Genomic DNA, 20,415 nt, shown 5'->3' on the forward strand with positions numbered 1-20,415 from the left:
AATGCTGCTGACCATCACCACCATCCACTCCCCAGCGACGGAGTTAGGCTACCTACTACATAAACACCCAGACCGTTGTCAGTCCTTTGCTCTCAGTTTTGGACAGGCGCACGTCTTTTACCCGGAAGCCAATGATGAGCGTTGTACAGTTGCGCTACTGTTGGATGTTGACCCGGTAAAATTAGTGCGGGGGAGGAGTGCAAGACTGGAACAATATGTAAACGATCGCCCTTATGTGGCATCATCTTTTATGAGTGTAGCGATCGCACAAGTTTTCAGTACGGCTTTAGGTGGACGCTGTAAAGATAGACCAGAATTAGCACAAACTCCGATACCTTTGCTAGCAAAACTATCTGTATTACCCTGTCGTGGTGGTGAAGGTTTCTTAAGAGAATTGTTTGAACCTTTGGGTTACACTGTGAAAGCCACAGGTCATCTGTTAGATGAGCAATTCCCAGAGTGGGGAGAGAGTAAATATTTCACTGTGGAATTGCAAAACACCCTCACAGTCAGCGATTTGTTAAGTCATCTCTATGTTTTAATTCCCGTACTGGATGACGACAAACACTATTGGGTGGGGGATGAAGAAATAGCCAAATTATTACGTCATGGTGAGGGTTGGTTATCGCAACATCCTGCTAAAGAACAAATTACTCGCCGTTATCTCAAACGCCAGCATCGCCTCACACGCCAAGCTTTAGCACAGTTAGTAGAAGAAGATAATCCTGACCCTGATAGTACAGAAGAAAGTCACGCTGAAGAAGAAGCGGCGGTAGAAAAGCCAATTAGCTTGAATCAGCAGCGCATGAATGCAGTAGTTACTGCTTTAAAAGACAGTAATGCTAGGCGCGTGATTGATTTAGGTTGTGGTCAAGGAAATTTATTAAAAATACTCCTAAAAGATAGCTTTTTTGAGCAAGTTACAGGTGTAGATGTTTCCTATAGGTCATTAGAAATTGCTCAAGAAAGATTAGACCGTTTGCGCCTGCCCCGTAATCAATGGGAACGTTTACAACTGATTCAGAGTGCGTTGACTTATCAAGATAAACGCTTTTCTGGTTATGATGCTGCTACTGTAATTGAGGTAATTGAGCATCTGGATTTACCCCGTTTGGGTTCATTTGAGCGAGTTTTGTTTGAGTTCGCTAAACCAAAAATAGTGATAGTCACAACGCCCAATATTGAATATAACGTGAAATTTGTCAACCTCCCGGCGGGAAAATTGCGACATAAAGACCACCGCTTTGAATGGACGCGATCGCAATTTCAAACCTGGGCAAATCATATCACAGCAAAATTTGGTTACACTGTGGAGTTTCAATCCATAGGAGAAGAAGATACAGCAATTGGTTCACCTACACAAATGGCATTGTTTAGCTTGAATAATTAACTTCATGTGTTCAGAATCCAGCCCTCTGATTGGTGTCATTTAACTATTGGTTGATTAAATTAAACATTGATAGCAATATCTTGCTGATTTTGTTTAGATAAGTCAATTAAATTCAACAAACTTTCTCAGAGGGTGTTGCTAAACCTTGAGCCAAAGTTATTCAAAAACAACTATGAATGAACCTAAATTTTCTCGAAAACAATACCTTGAGGAACAACGCAGCGAGATTTTGCAACAGCTAGAAGAGTGGCTAGAAATCCCGATGTTGATTCTAGCATTTGTTTGGTTAGCACTGTTTATAGTTGAGTTGATTTGGGGTTTAAATCCTTTAGTGGATGTGATTGGTATCAGTATTTAGATGATTTTTATTCTCGATTTTGCAGTTAAAATTATCCTGACTCCGCGTAAATTTTCCTATATCAAAAGCAATTGGTTAACCGCTATCTCTTTGATGATACCTGCTTTGCGTACCTTTCGCATTGTTACAGTAGTGCGATCGCTAACATCAGTCAGAGCCGTTAGAGGATTAAAACTTTTACGGGTGATGACACGCACCAATCGAGGAATGCGGGCTTTAGGCGCAACTGTTCAGCGTCGAGGATTTGGTTATGTATTGTCACTAACAGCCATTGTTACTCTAGTAGGAGCAGCTGGAATGTATGCGTTTGAAAGTGATTTGCCCAATGAATCTGGTTTAAATGACTACGCTAATGCACTGTGGTGGACAGCAATGCTCATCACCACAATGGGTTCTGAGTATTGGCCTAAAACCCCTGAAGGTAGAGTGCTGTGCTTTTTCTTAGCAGTATATGCGTTCGCTGTGTTTGGCTACGTAACAGCAACTCTTGCAACCTTCTTTATCGGTCAAGATGCAGACGATGAGGAAGCAGAATTAGCAGGAGCTAAATCAATTACCGCCCTTCAAGCTGAAATTGCCGCGTTGCGAGCTGAGATTCAAACATTGTTGCAGCGAAGTATAGACCCAGAAGAAGATTGCAAAAATTAACATAGATACCAATCACATCAATGAAAATCACCATCCCTGAATTATCTTTAATTATCCTCATCGGTGCTTCTGGTGCAGGTAAATCGACTTTTGCACGCCAGCATTTTCCACCTTTTGAAGTGTTGTCTTCTGATTTTTGTCGCGGTTTAGTTTCTAATGATGAAAATAATCAGTCCGCCTCTAAGGATGCTTTTGATGTTCTACACTACATTGCAGCTAAAAGATTAGCTGTTGGTAAACTTACTGTTATTGATGCTACTAATGTGCAGGCGGAAGACCGCAAAATTTTACTGCAAATGGCAAAACAGTATCATTACTTTGCCGTTGCTATAGTTTTTGACTTACCAGAAGAATTATGTCATGACAGAAATCAGCAAAGGAGTAACCGCAATTTTGGCCCCCATGTCGTGCGTCGTCACACCCAAATGTTACGCCGTTCCTTGCACAGTTTAGAAAAAGAGGGTTTTCGCTACGTCTACACCCTGAAATCTGTTGAGGAAATCGCATCTGTCGAAATTGAAATTCAACCCCTGTGGAACAACAAAAAACACGAACACGGCCCCTTTGATATCATCGGTGACATTCATGGTTGTTGCGATGAACTAGAGGCGTTGCTGCAACAGTTAGGCTACGTGAAAAAAGCAGAAGAGGAGGTAGCAGAACTTTTATCTAGTCCCCAGTCCCTCTGGACTTTCCCCACTTATTACCATCCAGAAGGACGTAAAGCTGTCTTCCTGGGTGATTTAGTAGACCGTGGCCCCCGCATCCTAGATACAGTCAAGCTTGTGCGGAATATGGTCGCCGCCGGGACAGGCTTGTGTGTTTGTGGAAATCATGAACACAAATTTTTGCGGAAATTACGGGGTAAAAATGTCCGAGTAACTCATGGCTTACAGCAAAGCATTGATGAAATGGAAGCGTTACCTGATGCAGTGCGCGAAGCTTTCACCCAAGAACTTGCAGCATTTTTAGATTCCCTTATCAGTCATTATGTGCTGGATGATGGACGCTTAGTGGTGGCTCATGCGGGGATGAAAGCGGAAATGCAAGGACGTGGTTCTGGTGCGGTGCGGGAATTTGCTATGTATGGTGAAACTACAGGTGAGATTGACGAGTTTGGCTTACCTGTGCGTTACAACTGGGCGGGAGATTATCGAGGTGAGGCGTTAGTTGTCTACGGACATACACCTGTCCCTGAAGCAGAATGGCTGAATAATACGATTGATATTGATACAGGTTGCGTGTATGGTGGCAAACTTACCGCCTTACGCTATCCCGAAAAAGAACTGGTGAGTGTACCTGCGGCTCGTGTTTACCGCGAACCATCTAAACCATTGGGAGAGAATAGCATCACCCGTACAGTCCAGCAAGAACTAGATGATGTTCTGAATATTGAGGATGTTTTGGGTAAGCGGCTCATTAATACCAAACTACAGCCAAATATTACCATTCGGGCAGAAAATGCGATCGCGGCTTTAGAAATCATGAGTCGGTTTGCAGCTAACCCCAAATGGCTGATTTACCTACCGCCTACGATGTCTCCACCAGAGACATCCTCAATACCAGGATATTTGGAACACCCCACCCAAGCCTTTACCTACTACCAAAGCCAAGGAATTACAGAAGTTGTCTGTGAAGAAAAACACATGGGTTCACGGGTAATTGTCGTGATTTGCCGCGATGTCGCAGCCGCCGAAAAAAGATTTGGGGTAGTGGATGAAGGTATCGGGATTTGCTACACCCGCACAGGGAGACGCTTTTTTGATGACCCAGAATTAGAAGCGCAAGTCTTAAGGCGGGTGAATGCGGCTCTGACTGACAGCAACTTTTGGGAGGAATTTAATACAGACTGGGTGTGTTTAGACTGTGAACTAATGCCGTGGTCAGCCAAAGCTCAAGGTTTACTACGCGGACAATATGCACCTGTGGGAGTGGCATCACACCTAGCCTTAAATGATGCCATAACTGTATTAAAACAAGCAAGCGATCGCGGTCTAGATGTCGCCACTCAACTTGCTCACTACCAACAACGCACAGCGATGGCGAGTCAATACGTTACCGCTTACCGTCGCTACTGCTGGACAGTGAACGATATTGCAGATTTGAAACTTGCCCCCTTCCACATCCTAGCCACTGAGGGAATTGTTCACATCGACAAAGACCATCGTTGGCATATGGAACAAGCCGCCAAAATCTGTCACTCAGACCCCGCCTTACTCCTAGCTACTGCTTATAAAGTCATCGATTTAACAGACCCTAGCAGCCAAGCTGAGGGGGTGCATTGGTGGTCAGAAATGACTCAAGCTGGGGGTGAGGGTATGGTTGTCAAACCTATACAATTCATCATCAAAGGTAGTCGGGGTATTGTGCAGCCTGCGGTAAAGTGTCGCGGACAAGAATATCTGCGAATTATTTACGGCCCCGAATATTCAGCCTTAGAAAATTTGCAACGTCTGCGTCAACGGGGTTTATCCCTCAAGCGTTCCCTAGCCATGCGTGAATTTGCCTTGGGTGTGGAAGCATTGGAGCGATTTGTTAGTCATGCACCTTTACGCCGTGTCCATGAATGCGTGTTTGGTATTCTAGCCTTGGAAAGCGAACCCGTAGACCCACGATTGTAGAGGGGGAGCAGGGGAGCAGAGGAGCAGAGGAGCAGGGCAGCAGAGGAGCAGAGGAGAAGAACTTTTACCCAATCCCCAGTCCCCAATCCCCACTCCCCACTCCCTACCCTACCTAACGCCGTCTGCCAAAACCAGTTGAGCGCCGGGCAGGAGAACGACCACTACCAAAACTACTACCGCTAGGGCTACGTCTAGTTGTACTAGATTTACCAGAGGATCTGAGATTACTGCTACCAAAACCAGAACCAGAGGGACGGTTTGTAGTACGTGTTGTAGAACGGACATTGGTATTACCAGATGACCGTCTAATTGTGCCTGTAGTTCTAAAAGCAGTCCGATTTCTGACTGCTGCGGGTGCTGAATTGTAGCGAGTCCGGTAACTATCAACAGCTTGGTCATAGCTTCTACCATAGCCACCGTAGCCAGTTAGTATTGTACCGGGTTGATAAACAGGTGGTACGTAATACTGGGGTCTAAATAATAAGCTACCCAATGCTTGACCTGCCAACGCTCCGGCAAAGGGTGTCCAGAAGTTACTTTCTCGGCGGACTACAACCGTTTCAGGTTGTCCTGTCTGGGGATTATTTCTAGTCTCTGTGACGTTGTGAACGTACTCAATTTTAAAATCTTCAGTGAGATACAAAACTGGCTGTCCGCTATCTACTTTCAGATAGGTTTTTTTACCTTCTTTGATTTCTTCGTCAGTCAGCCTTGCCATTTGTAAATTTTCGGTGGCAAATGTTGGGGGTGTACTGTTGAGTAGAAATAAGGTGTACTCCCCAGAAGCATCATCATAAGTGGCTTGTTGGACTTGATACTGACCATCACTGAGTTTGGTAGCAGTAGAAGTTTGGCGAACATTGCCATTTGTGGATGTAGTTTGGGTTCCTCCTCCACAGGCGACAGTTGTCAAGCACAAACTAAAAGCTAATAAAAAGGCTGTAAATTTACGTAGTATGGGCATGATCATGGCGTTATAAGCTTCTCTCTGAGCTTAACAAGTTATTACTGGGGGCAGTGTACGGACAACCCCATTAAGTTACAAAGGTATCAATTCTGGATAATATTGCAACAGCTGATCATTCGTCAGTTCATCACCTAACCGTGCTGGAGAGAAATGTACTTGAATAGCCCTGAGTTTATGTTTGTAATGTAGATTAATCAAGGCTTTCAACCCTTCTTTCAACGCCTGAATATTCGCTAAGTCAGTTTCTAAATCTGGAACTTCTCCTTCAAAAGCAACTGTGATCATCACTATAATGTTGCGCGTTACTGGGAGGGATAAGGGCTGATCATCACCAGAATTGATCTCTAAATCAGCACCGTATCTTTCGGCAGAATCACTAAATAAGTCATTAACATAATCTCCCGCTTCGCCTTCATTCCAAAAGACATCACCTTCATTAGAAGCAGAGAGCCAGTATTCATCGTATCGCACTAAGGTTTCGCAAAGGTCTACTAACCCTTCTCCCATAACTTGCAAGTCACCCTCAGCATCAATCGCTTCTCTGGCAATCCGATTTAATTCTCCTAAAATCGGTGCGACATCAGATCCCCCCAAATGGAGAAACAGGCGACAAACTACATAGCGAGTTCGACCCATCATTCTGTTGAACATTTCTTTATCTACGTAAAATCAGTAATTCTAGGCTCTATCTTAACTGTAATGCTCAACTAATGTTTCAACCCGACCGCGAAAACCAACGTCAAAATCATCATTGGTTCAACCTGAAAAAACCTGCTCCCCACTCCCTTTTTTAGCTAAATTGTATAATTTCAATTAGAAAAACTTCAGTATGAATTTTCTCTAAAGATAGACAATTAATGTGAGATTTGCGTTGCTTTTTGGTTTATAAAAGTAAATTAGTTGGCAAAATTTACCAGCCATTTTATTAAAGCTATTGTAATCATGGATACGAATCTATCTGTTGATATTGCTGAGGCAGAAATAGAGAACTTGGATCTTCTGCTGACAGTAGCGATGATCCGTCATCCTTTGGTGGTTAATACTGATATGCCTGCAATAGAGGCATTGCGGTTAATGAGTAACACAAGAAGCAGCTCACTCTCGACCGATGGCAATCAGTCTTGGCTAGCGATCGCCGCCCAAGCCAGTTGTGTGTTAGTGATGGAAAATAGTCAACTGGTGGGCATCTGCACAGAGCAGGATGTGGTGCGCTGGAGTGCGGAAGGGCGCAATTTGTCTGAAGTCAGCATGGGTGAAGTTATGACCTATCCTGTAATTACCCTAAAGTATTCTCAGTTAAATCATCCCTCCGTATCATTAAACTTATTTTGTCAGCATCAAATTCGGCATTTACCTATAGTTGATGATCATGGGTTGGTCACTGGTTTAATCACCTATGAAAGTTTAATGAATGCACTGAGTTCTGTAAAACAGAGTCAGTTGCAGTTATTAAATTCACTGGAGAATGGCAATGTCCAAGCTGACCAGGGTAGAGTTACAGAGATTACAGTAGTTAAACAGACTCAACCAGCTTTTAGAAATAGTGATGGCCGCTATGTAGCTCTCACTGAAAATGCTCCAGTCGGTATTTTTTATACAGATCACCAAGGTAACTGCCAGTACGTCAATCCCAAATGGGAAGAAATTGCAGGCTTGGCTATGGCAGAGGCATTAGGCACAAACTGGTCACAAGCCCTGCATCCAGACGATCGCGATCGCGTCATTGATGAGTGGTATAGTACCGTTACCAACCAACAGCCTTTTCTCACGGAATGCCGTTACCAAAATCCACAGGGTAAAGTCATTTGGGCGGTTGTGCGTGCCACACCCACAACAGATAGCACTGGTAATTGTATTGGTTATGTAGGTACTATCACAGATATTAGCGAACAGCAAGCTGCACTCCGGGAACGCCAACGGATTGCAAGGCAATTGGAACTACAAAACTGCATTTTAGCCCGGATTGCTAGAGGGGAACCATTAACAGATGTTCTCCATACTCTGATTGCAGGTATGGAACAGCAATTTGATGGCGCGCTGTTTTGTATTATGCTGCTAGACGAAGAAAATCGTTTACGCCACGGTGCATCCCTCAACTTACCACCAGATTACGTCCGTATTGGGGATGGCATGATGATTGGTGAGGGTGTTGGCTCCTGTGGAACAGCTGCTTATCGCCAGCAAGTAGTAATTGTCTCGGATATCGCCAATGATCCTCTGTGGAAAGATTTTAAGGATCTAGCTTTGAGTTATGATTTACGGGCTTGCTGGTCAGCTCCCATTATTGCCAGTGATAGTCAGATGGTGGGTACATTTGCTGTGTATTATCGTCAAGTTAAAACACCCCAACCATCTGATATCGAAACAATTACCCTGGCTGCCTACATTGCCGGTATTGCCATTGAACGCCAACGTTCAGTAATTGCACTGCAAAAGAGCGAGAGTTTTCTCAGAGCCATCTATGAAGATGTTGAGCAAGCCATTTTTGCCTTAGAAATTGATAGTCAGGGCGAATATCGCTATGTCGCTTGGAATCCTGTTGCTGAAAGATTCACTGGTATTAGTTTTTTAGAAATACAAGGTAAAACTCCCCAAGAGGTGTTTTGTCAATCCTGTGGGCAATCACAATCCAGATATTACGAAACTTGTGTCAAGTTAGGTAAACCTTTTTCCTACGAAGAATACATTACTAATTTCAAAACCAATCGCAGCTATTGGATATTAATCACACTCAAACCCCTACGAGATGAAAGTGGGCGTATATATCGCCTTATAGGTACTGGTGCTGATATTACTGGTCGCAAACGCGCTGAAGAATCTTTACGCACCCTAGTCGAAGGCACTGCTACCGTGACGGGTACAGAATTTTTCTCAGCTTTGGTGCGCTATACAGCAAAAGCCCTTGATGCTCCCTACGTGCTGGTATCGGAACTAATGGGCGATCGCTTACATACCTTGGGGTTCTTTGCCGATGAAGAATTACAACCTCCCATCAGCTACAACATAGCTTGTACGCCCTGTGAAAAGGCGCTGTCACAGGGCGTATATTACTGTCCTCGTAATGTTATTCAGGAATTTCCCCAAGATTTTGATTTGCAAGGGATGCAAGCCCAGAGCTATTTAGGTGTAGCACTATGGGATAACAATGGTGTAGTTATAGGCAACCTCTGTATTCTCAATACGCGCCCGATAGAAGAACCAGAACGCCTCGAAGCGACTTTGCGGGTATTTGCAGCCCGTGCTGCCGCCGAATTAGCACGTCAGCGTGCTACAGAGGCCCTAAAACACCTGAATGAAGAACTAGAAACGAAAGTTATCAAACGCACGGCAGCACTAAAAGAGAGTGAAGCTCGCTTTCGCGCTACTTTTGAGCAAGCCAATGTCGGGATGATCGAAGCTGATTTACAGGGCAGATTCACTCGCATGAATCAAAAATTCTGTGAGATTGTTGGTTATTCAGAAGCAGAACTACTGGGCAGAAGCTTTACAAGCATCACCCATCCTGAAGATATTACTGTTAGTAGAGAGCAAATACAGTGTCTCTTATCTGGGGCAATTCACACCTTTGCCCACGAAAAACGGTATATCCACAAACAAAGCCAGTGTGTCTGGGCATACGTCACTATTTCCTTGGTGCGATCGCTCTCTGGTGAACCAGAATACTTAATTGGTGTGATTCAAGATATTAGCGATCGCAAACACGCCGAGGAAATCCTGCAAAAACAAGCACAGCGCGAAAGACTCCTCAGAAATATTACCCAACATATCCGCCAATCTCTAGATTTAGAGTCAATTCTTTCGGCAGCCGTTAACGAAATTAGGCAAACCTTTCAAGCGGAACGCGCCTTAATTTTTCGCCTCATGCCCAACGGATCTGGGGTGGTGTTGGAAGAATCAGTTGTGCCGGACTATCCATCTATAAAAAGTAGGCTATGGCAAGATGAATGTTCTCCTCATGAGTTATATCAATTTTATCGTGATGGTAATGTCCGCATTGTCACCGATACCCAAAATGATCTCTGGGGAGAATGTTTAGCTGAGTTTATGGCTGAAGCACAGGTGCAATCTAAAATTGTCGCCCCCATTGCCCAAAAGTTAGACAACCAACCTCCCAGAGTTTGGGGATTAATCAGCATCCATGCCTGTGGTAAAAAACGTCAATGGCAAACAGATGAAGCTAATCTCCTCCAGCAAATCGCCAGTCAATTATCGGTGGCTATTCAGCAAGCAGATTTATATCAACAGGTGCAAACCGAACTGAGCGATCGCAAACGAGCAGAAGCAGCTTTGTCGGAGTTGAATGAGCAACTTTTGCATACCAATCACGAATTAGCCCGTGCTACCCGCCTCAAAGATGAATTTTTAGCGAGTATGAGTCACGAGTTGCGTACACCCCTCAACGCTATCCTAGGGATGTCTGAAGGCTTGCTAGATGGTGTATTTGGCAACTTAACAGAAAAGCAACAACGAGCTTTGACTACTATCGAGCGTAGTGGTAAACACTTACTAGAACTGATTAACGACATTTTAGACTTAGCAAAAATCGAAGCGGGTAAACTGGAACTAGAAATAGCTCCCATTGCTGTAAATTATTTGTGTGAGTCCAGTTTGGCTTTTGTCAAACAAATGGCATCTCAAAAGCAAATTCAACTCAGGTTGAATATTCAAAACACTGTCCAAGATATTGCCGTAGATGAACGACGGATGCGGCAGGTGTTAATTAACCTGCTCAATAATGCCGTAAAATTTACACCAGAAGGCGGGTCTGTCATCTTAGCAGCGAGAAGGGAAAGAATTGAAACCTATCACACCCAGGGAAATACTCAATCCCCAACATCACAATCATCTGATTGGATCAGCTTTGCAGTAATCGATACAGGTATTGGCATCGCTCCAGAGGATATGGGCAAATTATTCCAATCTTTTGTACAGATTGACAGCCGTCTTAACCGTCAGTATACCGGTACAGGATTAGGATTAGCGTTAGTACGTCAAATCGCCGAGTTGCATGGAGGAAACGTCACAGTCAGTAGTGAAGTAGGCAAAGGTAGTTGCTTTACAGTGCGTTTACCTGACACATACCAAAAATTTAAATCACCTCAACTGACACCAGATGTACAATCAGCCGAGGTACGGCAATCACCCATTGATCTAACTACAGAATCACCATTAATTCTGTTAGCAGAAGATAATCAGGCTAATATCGAAACTATTTCTAGCTATCTGGAAAGTCGGGGGTATCGGCTGATCCTGGCTAGTGATGGAGAAACATCTGTTGACTTGGCTAGATCACAACACCCCAGCTTGATTTTAATGGATATTCAAATGCCCGGTATAGATGGATTAGAAGCTATCCGCCGTATCCGTCAACATCGAGAACTGGCTCAGGTTCCCATTGTAGCCTTGACTGCCTTAGCTATGCCAGGCGATCGCGAAAGATGTCTCCAAGCCGGGGCAAATGAGTACGTAAATAAACCCGTCAAACTCAGAGAACTGACAAATATCATTCAAAACTTATTAACAAGTTAATTTCTATATTCAATGGATAATCAACCATTTATCTTAGTCATTGACGATGAACCAGATAATTTTGATGTAATTGAAACTCTACTTTTTCATGAAGGTTATCACCTAAACTATGCTGCTAGCGGTCAGCGAGCAATGGAGCGTCTGGAAATATTTCAGCCGGATGTGATTTTATTAGATGTGATGATGCCGGACTTAGATGGTATTGAAGTATGCAGACGCATAAAAGCTAATTCTCAGTGGCAGCATATTCCGATCATCATGGTGACAGCCTTGACTGCCAAAGAAGACTTAGCCAAGTGTCTAGCCGCAGGTGCAGATGACTTTATCAGTAAACCTGTCAATGGTTTAGAGTTACGTGCCAGGGTAAACTCAATGCTGCGAATTAAGCATCAGCATGACCAGTTACAGGCATTGCTCCAACTTAGGGAAGACATGGTAAATATGATTTTGCATGATATGCGAAATCCCCTAACCTCGATTTTGCTAGCAACGGAAATTCTTAAATTACCTGATTTTCCAACTTTAAGACAGCAAAATAAGATTGAGCAGATTGTCTCTTGTGTACAGCAGTTACAATCGTTGATTGATCATCTGTTACTCATGGCCAAGTTAGAATCTGGCAAAATGGTTTTAAACTTGAGCGAAACAGACCTTTGTGGTCTTTGTAGATCAGTATTAGCCAACTTTGAGGCGATCGCATCTCAAAAACATCTGGAACTCATCATCCAATTACCTCAACCTCACATTAGTATCAATTTAGATCCTGCCATCTTTCGTAGAGTCCTAGATAACTTGGTTTCTAATGCGATCAAATTCTCTCCTCAAAATAGCCAAGTTGTGCTGAGGGTAAATGATTGGGATGCAGGCGGAGCGATAATTCAGATTGCTGATTTAGGCCCAGGAATCAGCGAAGACCTCAAACAGTGCATTTTTGAGAAATACGAAGTAGGAAAGCTCATACCAGAAGTATCTCAATTAGGTTTAGGTTTAGCGTTTTGTAAAATGGCAGTTGAAGCCCACGGTGGCAAAATTACCGTCGAAAATAATCAACCTCAAGGGGCGGTGTTTACAGTCTTGTTACCAGAAAGTAGGGGGTAGGAAGTGAGGAAAAAACCTTTATTGTGTCTAGCAGGTGACAGGTTACAGGTTACAGGTTACAGAAGTGAAAGGCTTTCATTGTAACGGTTTTAGGATTGTTGGATGTCCTAATCTATATCTATATGGCGACTGGTATATCTTCAGCGTGAGTTGAGCAAACGCCCAGTCTATAGCCGCAGATTGATACTGCTAGCGTTGGGAATCGATACAGTTGTGGTTAACTGTGGAAGCAACAAGGAACTTTTACCATGAAAAATCACTTTACCACATCTGTTGGGGCTGCTGTTCTATCTTTAAGTATGGCGACTTTACCTTTTAGTTTACCTGCTCAAGCTCAGGTTACTGATCCGAGAGTTGATACCGTCCCCAGGACAACAACTTATGAGCGACGCGATACTTTTGATTGGGGTTGGCTGGGTTTAATTGGCCTATTAGGTTTAGCTGGGTTAGCAGGTAAAGGCAGAAGAGATCATGAAGAACCAACCCGCTATCGCGACCCCAATGCACCTGGAGCTACCACTTACAGAGACTAAGCCGATCCGTCATTGATCAATTTTTGTGTCCTAATGATTATAGGCACGGCGGCGAAAACTTGTATTGTTGAAACTAATAACTTCAATGATGCCGTGCCTCTCTACCTATTCAAACTTTAGCTGGCTGCTGGTTCTGGGTTGGGTGAGTTAACTTCTGAAGTCTGGTCATTGTTTAAAGGTGTCCAATAGCTGGCTATCAAGGCAACCATCAGCCACCACAGGGTATTTACTTCCGGGCGAAACCAGATAGTATCTACTGAGCCATGAGCTAGCATCCCCAACAAAGTAGCAAATGCCCCAATTAACCAAAATCCTTCTTTGTTTCTTAATTGTCGCAATCGTCGCAATTGCATAAACGCTGTATTTAAAGTCACTATTATTAACCAGAGAAAACAGCCAAGACCAATAAAACCAGTCTCTACAGCTACCTCTAGAAAAATGGAATAGGCGCTCAAAGCAGTATAACGAGGGCGCTGGTAAAAAGGGTAGATTTTGTTAAATGAATTGTGACCGGGGCCAATCCCGATAATGGGGCGATCGCGGATCATCTCAAACACCGCGTCCCAGACATTGCGGCGAAAATTATTACTGCTATCTTGGCGATCAGCAAAGATACTAAAAATCCGCAGACGTACTGGTTCAACGAAAATTACTGCCATCACTAATATAGCAATGACCCCTCCTAAGAGAATCGGTAGCGACCAAGTACGCCAGAAAGGAGGCATCTGCACAGACCACCAATAAACTAACAAAGCGATCGCACTCAACAAAGCCACTAACAAACCAATCCAACCGCCACGACTAAAAGTTAATACTAAACAGGCAGTATTGACAATCAGCATTGTTAATGCTAGTGCCTTTTTCACCCAGCTTTGCCAAGCAAAAATAGCCACTAGGCTGAAAACTACGGCTGGTACAAGATAACCAGCTAACAAATTAGGATTACCCAAATAACTGTAAACCCTAGTGGTCTTAGATAAGGGAGATTCTGGATCAACCCAAGTAGCCAACTGTGCCGCACCAAAAAACCATTGTCGCAAACCGTAGACGCTGACAATCAGTGTGACGTGCAAATAAAGGGTGATTATCCAAGACCTTAAACGAGGCGATCGCAACACCCTAGCACAAAGAGCAAATAACAGCAAATACAGCGTCAAGGTGATTAAGTCAGTTAATGCTGCTTTTTTAACTGGTGATAAAGCTGTGGCGACTACCGCAATTCCCCAGTACAACAACACTAAAAGATGAATCGGTGTAAATAAAGAACTATTTGTGACTGTTGGTTCATCAGTTAAAGTCAACAATAACCACAATCCCACCCCAGCTAATAGCAATACCCCAACCAGGGTACTAGACACAAAAGGGGCAAGCGCATATACCAAGCTGAGTAAGGCAGCAGCTAAGATATCTCCCCACTGCATTAACACACTGCTTTGCCGCCAAGAAAATAACAACCCCACCAGATAACGGCGTAGGTAACTGGTCGCTAAATATTCTTTTAGCGGTAAATACGATAAAGTAAACCGTTGCCAGACTAAATTCATAAAACACGCTGTGATCAAAGAGCAAGCACTTTTAGCACTTGGACTTGATCATAATGCGGCTGATTCAAAACGGGTAATAATGGGGTAATTTAGGGCGGGCTTTGCCTACCAAGACCTAGCTTAGATATTAAGGGCAAAGCCATCCTAGTTAATTCCAGTTAATAATTGAAAATAATCATGAAATTATTGACCATACTTAAAAATAGAGATTTTTTAAGAAATATCGCTAACTTCTGAGGTAGTGGTCATTTGCAGTGGCAAACTCAGTACATAGCGATGTCCTGACTCTGGTGAACCTTGGATAGAAATTTGTCCCCCATGCAATTCTGCCAACTGGCAGCTAAGTAACAAACCTAAGCTTTCACGGGACAAATGGCCTTTGACTTGAGTGACATCGCCATCAACACTGTCAGCTAAGATATGAGATTCATCATTCTCATTCAGATGATGTAACTTCTCTAGTGTGATGGGTAGGTTGCCAGTTTCCTCCTGATGATCCAGATGAAGACTGTAAGGAGCTGCTTCATTGGTCAACTCTAGTAGAGATAATGAGTTGAGCCGAAAATAAGGATCAACCTCAGTAATACCATCTCCTAACCAGGGATGGGAAACCCAGACAGTAATATTGAGTGTATTTTCCTTGTAAGAGACATGAATCCGCACAATACTACCCGTAGCAGAGAGTTGAATCACGCTAAAAATCAGGTGATATAGTATTTGTCGGACTTTATCTTTATCCAAAGGCCAAATACGTCCACGCCCTGGTTCGATAGATAGGCGAATATCTTGCTCACGACGATTAGCTGCTTCTTCTAAAGTATTGATAGCCTGTTGACAGAGCATCTCAATATCTACAGGAGTTAGATTTAACTCAGTTGAGTTATCCTCTATTGTTCCTAGTTCGGTAATTTCGTTAACCAAGGAAAGTAAGTATCGACCACTGTGTTGGATGATATCTAGGTATTCTCTTTGCTTAGTAGTTAAAGGCCCATAAATTTCACGCCCTAAGACGCTCGCCATACCTAAGACAGATGTTAAAGGTGTACGTAATTCCTGAGTCAGTTGTGCTAAAAGTTCTAATTGGATTTGCTTAGTGCCAACAGTTTTTTTCTCTAAACTAGGTGAAGTAATTTTGATCTCAGTGACAAGTTCGTCATTGAGTAACAAGGAAGGCGCACTCTTCAGACTGATTTTTTCTACTGTTCCAGCCATCAGGAGTTGATTGCGCTCAAACTCACTCATACTCCAACGGGCTATAATCTGTAGAAACTCAATGTCTCGATGAGTAAAATTGCGCGGTACTAAATCCATGACAGCTAATGCACCCAGGCAATTACCAGTCGCGTCTATCAATGGTGCGCCTAGGTAAGCACGGATACCATATTCCTGTACAAGCTTGCTAGTAATAAGTGTCGAATTAGTTAGTTTTTGCGTATCATTAATGACAACAGTTTGCAGGTTTTCTACAACCTGAGTACAAAAAGACTCACCGCGTAACAGCTGACGGCTTTGTGCTAAATGATTCATCAGCCCCAGTCTAGATAAGCCTACAGCTGACTTAAACCAATGACGTTCTTGATCTATAAATCCTAAAACGGAAATTGGTGCTTCCAAAAAGTGAGCAGCAGTTTGAGTAGCCTCTTCAAAAACTGGGATTGTTTCTGGATGTCGCAAACCTAATTCTGACAATGCTTTGAGGCGTTGTTGTTCTCTTGTTTCGTGAGAAGCCCAACCATCCTTAAGAACAAAAAATTTGTTATCCGGCTCTACCATTGCCACCGTTACCTTGATAATTGCTCGATATTGTAATTTATATAACCACTATTACTGGGTTATGATTTGCTATTTTTAAGCATTCCCCAATTTTGCTGCCGACAAACAAGTTGGACAAAAATTTTATTCCCCTGATGGAAATAGGGGATAGTATGTGTATTATAATACAAGTGTTCAATATTTTGGTTGGGATGATCCCAGAAACATTGTTGGCTGTTTAGATAACAGGTCATGTTAGTCTACACTTGTATGCGGGTATCATAACAGTAACAGTACAAGATTCAGATATGGTAGAAAGTCCAGCAATTATTTTAATAATAAATTATGCTAATGATACTCACACCAGATAAATTTAGCCTTGCTTAGGGTTAGTTATGAGCATTAAGGAATTTAATGATGAATTCTCATGTCATTCCACTAATTATGTAATTAAAACACTACTAGATTTTTTGCCCAAAATTTTATTCAATGAACTGGCGATATCAACAAAGGTTGGGTAAAATTTTTCAGTATTGGCAACATTGCTATTTTGCAGAAATGCCTGAAACAGAATACTTTTACATATAATTCTTACTCCCTGACTACTCGGAAAAAGACGTTTATCTCAAAGTGCATCAGTTCTCATCAATTGTCTTTATTTTTTCTTAAACAAGAATTAAACTAACTGCATAAAAATTTTGCTCATCAAACAGTCTGCTAGGACTTGTATTATTAACCATATTTCATATTTATGACCTCATAAAAATTTAGACCTCTGCCAAAATTTATAAAATTTTTACTAAGATTTTAAAATTAATGATGGCAACAAAGTTTACTTTGAAGTCATCAAGTCATCATAGATATAGGTAGATAAAATAATGACATTTAATTTTGAGGCTAACTAGCAATGACTAATATAAGAATCCCTTTCGTAGACTTAAAGTTACAACACCAGTTAATCCACACTCAGATCCAACAGGCAATTGAGACAATTTTGCAGCAAGGGGATTTTATTTTAGGAAAAGCACTGGCAGAATTTGAAGTAGCCTTTGCCAAAGCCTCTGGAGCAAAATACGGTGTGGGTGTAGCATCGGGAACTGATGCGATCGCACTAGGTTTGCAAGCGTGTAACATTGGGGCTGGGGATGAGGTGATTTTACCAGTAAATACATTTGTCGCCACACTGATTGGAGTGCTTCAGGCGGGAGCCAAACCCATCCTTGTAGATTGTGATCCGGCAACAGCTTTAATTGATATAGCAGCAGCAGCCAAAGCGGTTACACCCCGAACTAAAGCCATTATTCCCGTTCATTTGTATGGCCAGATGGTATCTCCTCAACAGTTACTGGATTTTGCCGATCAATACAACGTGTTAATTTTTGAAGATGCAGCTCAGGCACACTTAGCCCACAGAGAAGGGTATACAGCTGGAAGTGTAGGTGTAGCCGCCGCCTTTAGTTTTTATCCCAGTAAGAACCTAGGGGCTTTAGGCGATGGGGGAATGCTGCTCACCAATGATGCAGATATTGCTCAAAAAGCGACTCGCATCAGAAATTATGGCTCATCCCAAAAGTATGTACATCTAGAGATGGGAACAAATAGCCGTTTGGATACATTGCAAGCAGCAATTTTACTAGAAAAACTACCACATTTACCCCAGTGGAATCGCGATCGCCTTAGTATTGCCCAACAATATGACTTAGAACTAGCACCTTTAGCTGCTGCTGGTATTATCCCCATGCACAATCAAAGTGGTACAGGTCATGTTTATCATCTTTATGTCATCAGAGTTACCGATGCTTGTCCTGTAAAACGCCAGCAAATCCAAGCAGAATTAACAGCAGCAGGGATTCAAACTGGTATTCACTACCCTATACCCTGTCATCTTCAGCCAGCATTTACCAATTTAGGTTATCAAAGCGGAGATTTTCCTCAAGCAGAAAAGCTAGCCCAGGAGATACTCTCTTTACCAATGTACCCTGGTTTGAGCCATAGCCAAATCCGAGAAGTTGTAGCAGCTATTGGCCGTGTAGTTGGTGATTTTACAGATAACTCTCCATCTACTACGGAATTAGTGTAACCTATTACACGTAGTATATGCAAATATATGCAAAAAGTGGCGATCGCTACTTTTATAGATATCTGATGTTTTTGTACTGCTTAAAATCATGGCACTTCAGCAACATATTAAAAATAGAAACACAGCCCAATTGTTCAGCATAGGGATTTTAGCCCTTTTGATGCTGCTGTATGCTCCTGTTTTAATCCATTGGGTGGACGGATGGCTACACAAAACGATTAGCATTGAACACGAATACTTCAGCCACGGGCTGATCGGTCTGCCATTTGCTGCTTACTTAAGTTGGAAGCATCGGAAACAGTGGCAACGGTTGCCAGATCAAACCCATTTCTTGGGCGTAGCTTTACTGGTAATTGGGGGAATTTTTTATTTAAGCGGTGTTACAGAATGGGTTAATCTTTCATTGCCCGCTATATTGGCTGCTCTTTGCCTGTGGTTTAAAGGTATCCCAGGCTTACGATTACAATGGTTCCCTCTGCTATTAGTGTTTTTAGCTACCCCCACAGCAATGCCTTACCTGATTGCTCCTTACACTTTCCCTCTCCAAAGTTTCATTGCAGGTACAGCAGGCTTCATCTTGAATCAGTCTGGCATGGAAGTAGTTGTTGAAGGTATCAATATCTATATCGCTGGCAGAATTGTGGAAGTGGCTCCCTACTGTGCAGGGCTGAAAATGCTATTTACGACTATCTACGTCAGTTTAATGCTGCTGTATTGGACAGGTGCTTTATCTTCACGCCAAACAACAATTTGGTTTTTATCTATTGCTGTTGTCATTAGCATTATTGCCAATATTATTCGTAATACTTTACTTAGTTTCTTTCACGGCACAGGTCAAGAAGCCGCATTTACATGGCTACACGATAGTTGGGGCGGTGATCTCTACTCTGCTTTGATGCTACTTTCATTAGTACCTCTGCTCAATTGGATGGATCAATATTTATCAGCACCTATAGACACTTCAGAAGCAGGGGATAGAGGGGAGAGTTAATTTTCTTAATTTTTACTAGGGTAAGGAAGGGCTGGCATTCCGCTACACGAACAGCGAACAGTACCCTTCCTACCACTACGTTAATTTTACTGAACCCATAGTGTGATTTTTTCAAGTAAAATTTTGCGTAAATATAGCAATTTTTACTAATGATTTCCTTATCTAAGTTCATTAGAGAAAAGCGGTTGACTTATGTAGTTGTGTTGGTGTTGTTGCTACTGTTATTGGCAGTAGGAGCAGTTCCCGGATACCTCACAGGAAAATGGTCATGGAAACAACCACCACCAGTTACTAACCTCAAGGCATTAAAAGAAATACGTGCTAAGGGGTTAACTTTGCCGGGATGGAAAACTATTGAACAAGTAGAACAACAGGTTGGTGAACATAAATGGTCTTTGCAACTCCTTCAGCAAGACAGCTCACAAAACAGAGTTATCTTGCTGCTGTTACCGCAAAATGGACCCAAAGATCAGCCGGAAATCGAATGGACAGATATTAGCGGCTGGGGCAAATTTCGTTGGGGTAAATGGGATGAAGCTCAAGAACGTTCTGCTCAGTTGATGATCAAAGATTCACCTAAATCGGCAAATACTCCAACAAAAGTTGAAGCTAGATTCTTTCGTGTTTCTACAAATCAAGAAACCTTTGCTGTCTTACAATGGTACGCTTTACCAAATGGTGGTTACGCATCCCCTTTGCGCTGGTTTTTGGCAGATCAAGTAGCACAATGGCAAAAACAACGTGTGCCTTGGGTTGCTGTCAGTATCCTGGTTCCTATGGAACCTTTAGGTGATGTGGAAACTACTTGGCCTCTAGCACAGTCTATTGGTGAAATAGTACAAACTACATTGATGGCAGGTGCTTTCAATACAACTCAATGAGTGTAATGGCTCCTGGCAATATA

The 20,415-nt window shown here is 42.7% G+C and carries 12 protein-coding genes and 1 pseudogene; 9 read left to right on the top strand and 4 right to left on the bottom strand.

Going from position 1 to position 20,415, the window contains the following annotated elements; translation table 11 throughout:
• Nucleotide 1: 1 nt before the first annotated feature.
• The 3 genes and pseudogenes from NOS7524_RS23285 to NOS7524_RS23295 all read left to right on the top strand — a co-directional run bounded on the left by NOS7524_RS23285 (nt 2) and on the right by NOS7524_RS23295 (nt 5,017).
• The gene (locus NOS7524_RS23285; RefSeq protein WP_015140934.1) at nt 2–1,390 is read left to right on the top strand and encodes a 3' terminal RNA ribose 2'-O-methyltransferase Hen1; all 1,389 of its coding nucleotides are present in this window, start codon (nt 2–4) and stop codon (nt 1,388–1,390) included.
• Nucleotides 1,391–1,562: 172 nt separating this feature from the next.
• Nucleotides 1,563–2,396: pseudogene (locus NOS7524_RS23290) on the top strand (ion transporter).
• A 20-nt stretch (nt 2,397–2,416) separates the two neighbouring features.
• Nucleotides 2,417–5,017 carry a polynucleotide kinase-phosphatase gene (locus NOS7524_RS23295; protein WP_015140935.1) on the top strand — a complete coding sequence of 867 codons (2,601 nt, stop codon included), beginning with the start codon at nt 2,417–2,419 and terminating at the stop codon, nt 5,015–5,017.
• A 112-nt stretch (nt 5,018–5,129) separates the two neighbouring features.
• Here the strand turns inward: NOS7524_RS23295 and NOS7524_RS23300 are convergent, their stop codons facing one another.
• Entirely contained in the window at nt 5,130–5,987 is an 858-nt protein-coding gene (locus NOS7524_RS23300; RefSeq protein ID WP_041555431.1) for a hypothetical protein, read from the bottom strand.
• A gap of 69 nt (nt 5,988–6,056) precedes the next feature.
• Nucleotides 6,057–6,620 (bottom strand): DUF1517 domain-containing protein, encoded by a 564-nt coding sequence (locus NOS7524_RS23305; protein WP_015140937.1) that lies wholly within the window; start codon nt 6,618–6,620, stop codon nt 6,057–6,059.
• 306 nt (nt 6,621–6,926) lie between these two features.
• Here NOS7524_RS23305 and NOS7524_RS27930 point away from each other — a divergent pair, with 306 nt between their 5' ends.
• From NOS7524_RS27930 to NOS7524_RS23320, 3 genes are all read left to right on the top strand, one after another.
• On the top strand, nt 6,927–11,513 hold the full coding sequence (locus NOS7524_RS27930; RefSeq protein WP_015140938.1) for a PAS domain S-box protein: 4,587 nt from the start codon (nt 6,927–6,929) through the stop codon (nt 11,511–11,513).
• Nucleotides 11,514–11,525: 12 nt separating this feature from the next.
• Entirely contained in the window at nt 11,526–12,611 is a 1,086-nt protein-coding gene (locus tag NOS7524_RS23315; protein WP_015140939.1) for a hybrid sensor histidine kinase/response regulator, read from the top strand.
• A gap of 248 nt (nt 12,612–12,859) precedes the next feature.
• On the top strand, nt 12,860–13,144 hold the full coding sequence (locus NOS7524_RS23320; protein ID WP_015140940.1) for a WGxxGxxG family protein: 285 nt from the start codon (nt 12,860–12,862) through the stop codon (nt 13,142–13,144).
• 116 nt (nt 13,145–13,260) lie between these two features.
• On the opposite strand, the gene NOS7524_RS23325 is transcribed toward NOS7524_RS23320, so the two are convergent.
• Together NOS7524_RS23325 and NOS7524_RS23330 are read right to left on the bottom strand one after the other, a co-directional pair.
• Nucleotides 13,261–14,688: an IctB family putative bicarbonate transporter gene (locus NOS7524_RS23325; protein WP_015140941.1), complete on the bottom strand. Its 1,428-nt coding sequence runs from the start codon at nt 14,686–14,688 to the stop codon at nt 13,261–13,263.
• A 213-nt stretch (nt 14,689–14,901) separates the two neighbouring features.
• Complete coding sequence (locus tag NOS7524_RS23330; RefSeq protein WP_015140942.1) at nt 14,902–16,461, bottom strand: GAF domain-containing sensor histidine kinase; 1,560 nt, start codon at nt 16,459–16,461, stop codon at nt 14,902–14,904.
• 886 nt (nt 16,462–17,347) lie between these two features.
• Here NOS7524_RS23330 and NOS7524_RS23335 point away from each other — a divergent pair.
• From NOS7524_RS23335 to NOS7524_RS23345, 3 genes are all read left to right on the top strand, one after another.
• Nucleotides 17,348–18,520, top strand: a complete 1,173-nt coding sequence (locus NOS7524_RS23335; protein ID WP_015140943.1) for a DegT/DnrJ/EryC1/StrS family aminotransferase — start codon at nt 17,348–17,350, stop codon at nt 18,518–18,520.
• Between the two features lie 88 nt (nt 18,521–18,608).
• The gene (gene crtB / locus NOS7524_RS23340) at nt 18,609–19,511 is read left to right on the top strand and encodes a cyanoexosortase B (RefSeq protein WP_015140944.1); all 903 of its coding nucleotides are present in this window, start codon (nt 18,609–18,611) and stop codon (nt 19,509–19,511) included.
• A 149-nt stretch (nt 19,512–19,660) separates the two neighbouring features.
• Nucleotides 19,661–20,392, top strand: a complete 732-nt coding sequence (locus NOS7524_RS23345; RefSeq protein WP_015140945.1) for a cyanoexosortase B system-associated protein — start codon at nt 19,661–19,663, stop codon at nt 20,390–20,392.
• Nucleotides 20,393–20,415 lie beyond the last annotated feature (23 nt).

It is taken from the genome of Nostoc sp. PCC 7524, assembly GCF_000316645.1.
Lineage (GTDB): Bacteria > Cyanobacteriota > Cyanobacteriia > Cyanobacteriales > Nostocaceae > Trichormus.

Bases quoted from the DNA above. Each gene is read 5' to 3' on its own strand.
- NOS7524_RS23345 (WP_015140945.1), top strand. From the start codon at position 19,661: ATGATTTCCTTATCTAAGTTCATTAGAGAAAAGCGGTTGACTTATGTA.
- NOS7524_RS23285 (WP_015140934.1), top strand. From the start codon at position 2: ATGCTGCTGACCATCACCACCATCCACTCCCCAGCGACGGAGTTAGGC.
- NOS7524_RS23335 (WP_015140943.1), top strand. From the start codon at position 17,348: ATGACTAATATAAGAATCCCTTTCGTAGACTTAAAGTTACAACACCAG.
- NOS7524_RS27930 (WP_015140938.1), top strand. From the start codon at position 6,927: ATGGATACGAATCTATCTGTTGATATTGCTGAGGCAGAAATAGAGAAC.
- NOS7524_RS23320 (WP_015140940.1), top strand. From the start codon at position 12,860: ATGAAAAATCACTTTACCACATCTGTTGGGGCTGCTGTTCTATCTTTA.
- NOS7524_RS23315 (WP_015140939.1), top strand. From the start codon at position 11,526: ATGGATAATCAACCATTTATCTTAGTCATTGACGATGAACCAGATAAT.
- NOS7524_RS23295 (WP_015140935.1), top strand. From the start codon at position 2,417: ATGAAAATCACCATCCCTGAATTATCTTTAATTATCCTCATCGGTGCT.
- NOS7524_RS23300 (WP_041555431.1), bottom strand. From the start codon at position 5,987: ATGATCATGCCCATACTACGTAAATTTACAGCCTTTTTATTAGCTTTT.
- NOS7524_RS23330 (WP_015140942.1), bottom strand. From the start codon at position 16,461: ATGGTAGAGCCGGATAACAAATTTTTTGTTCTTAAGGATGGTTGGGCT.
- crtB (WP_015140944.1), top strand. From the start codon at position 18,609: ATGGCACTTCAGCAACATATTAAAAATAGAAACACAGCCCAATTGTTC.
- NOS7524_RS23325 (WP_015140941.1), bottom strand. From the start codon at position 14,688: ATGAATTTAGTCTGGCAACGGTTTACTTTATCGTATTTACCGCTAAAA.
- NOS7524_RS23305 (WP_015140937.1), bottom strand. From the start codon at position 6,620: ATGGGTCGAACTCGCTATGTAGTTTGTCGCCTGTTTCTCCATTTGGGG.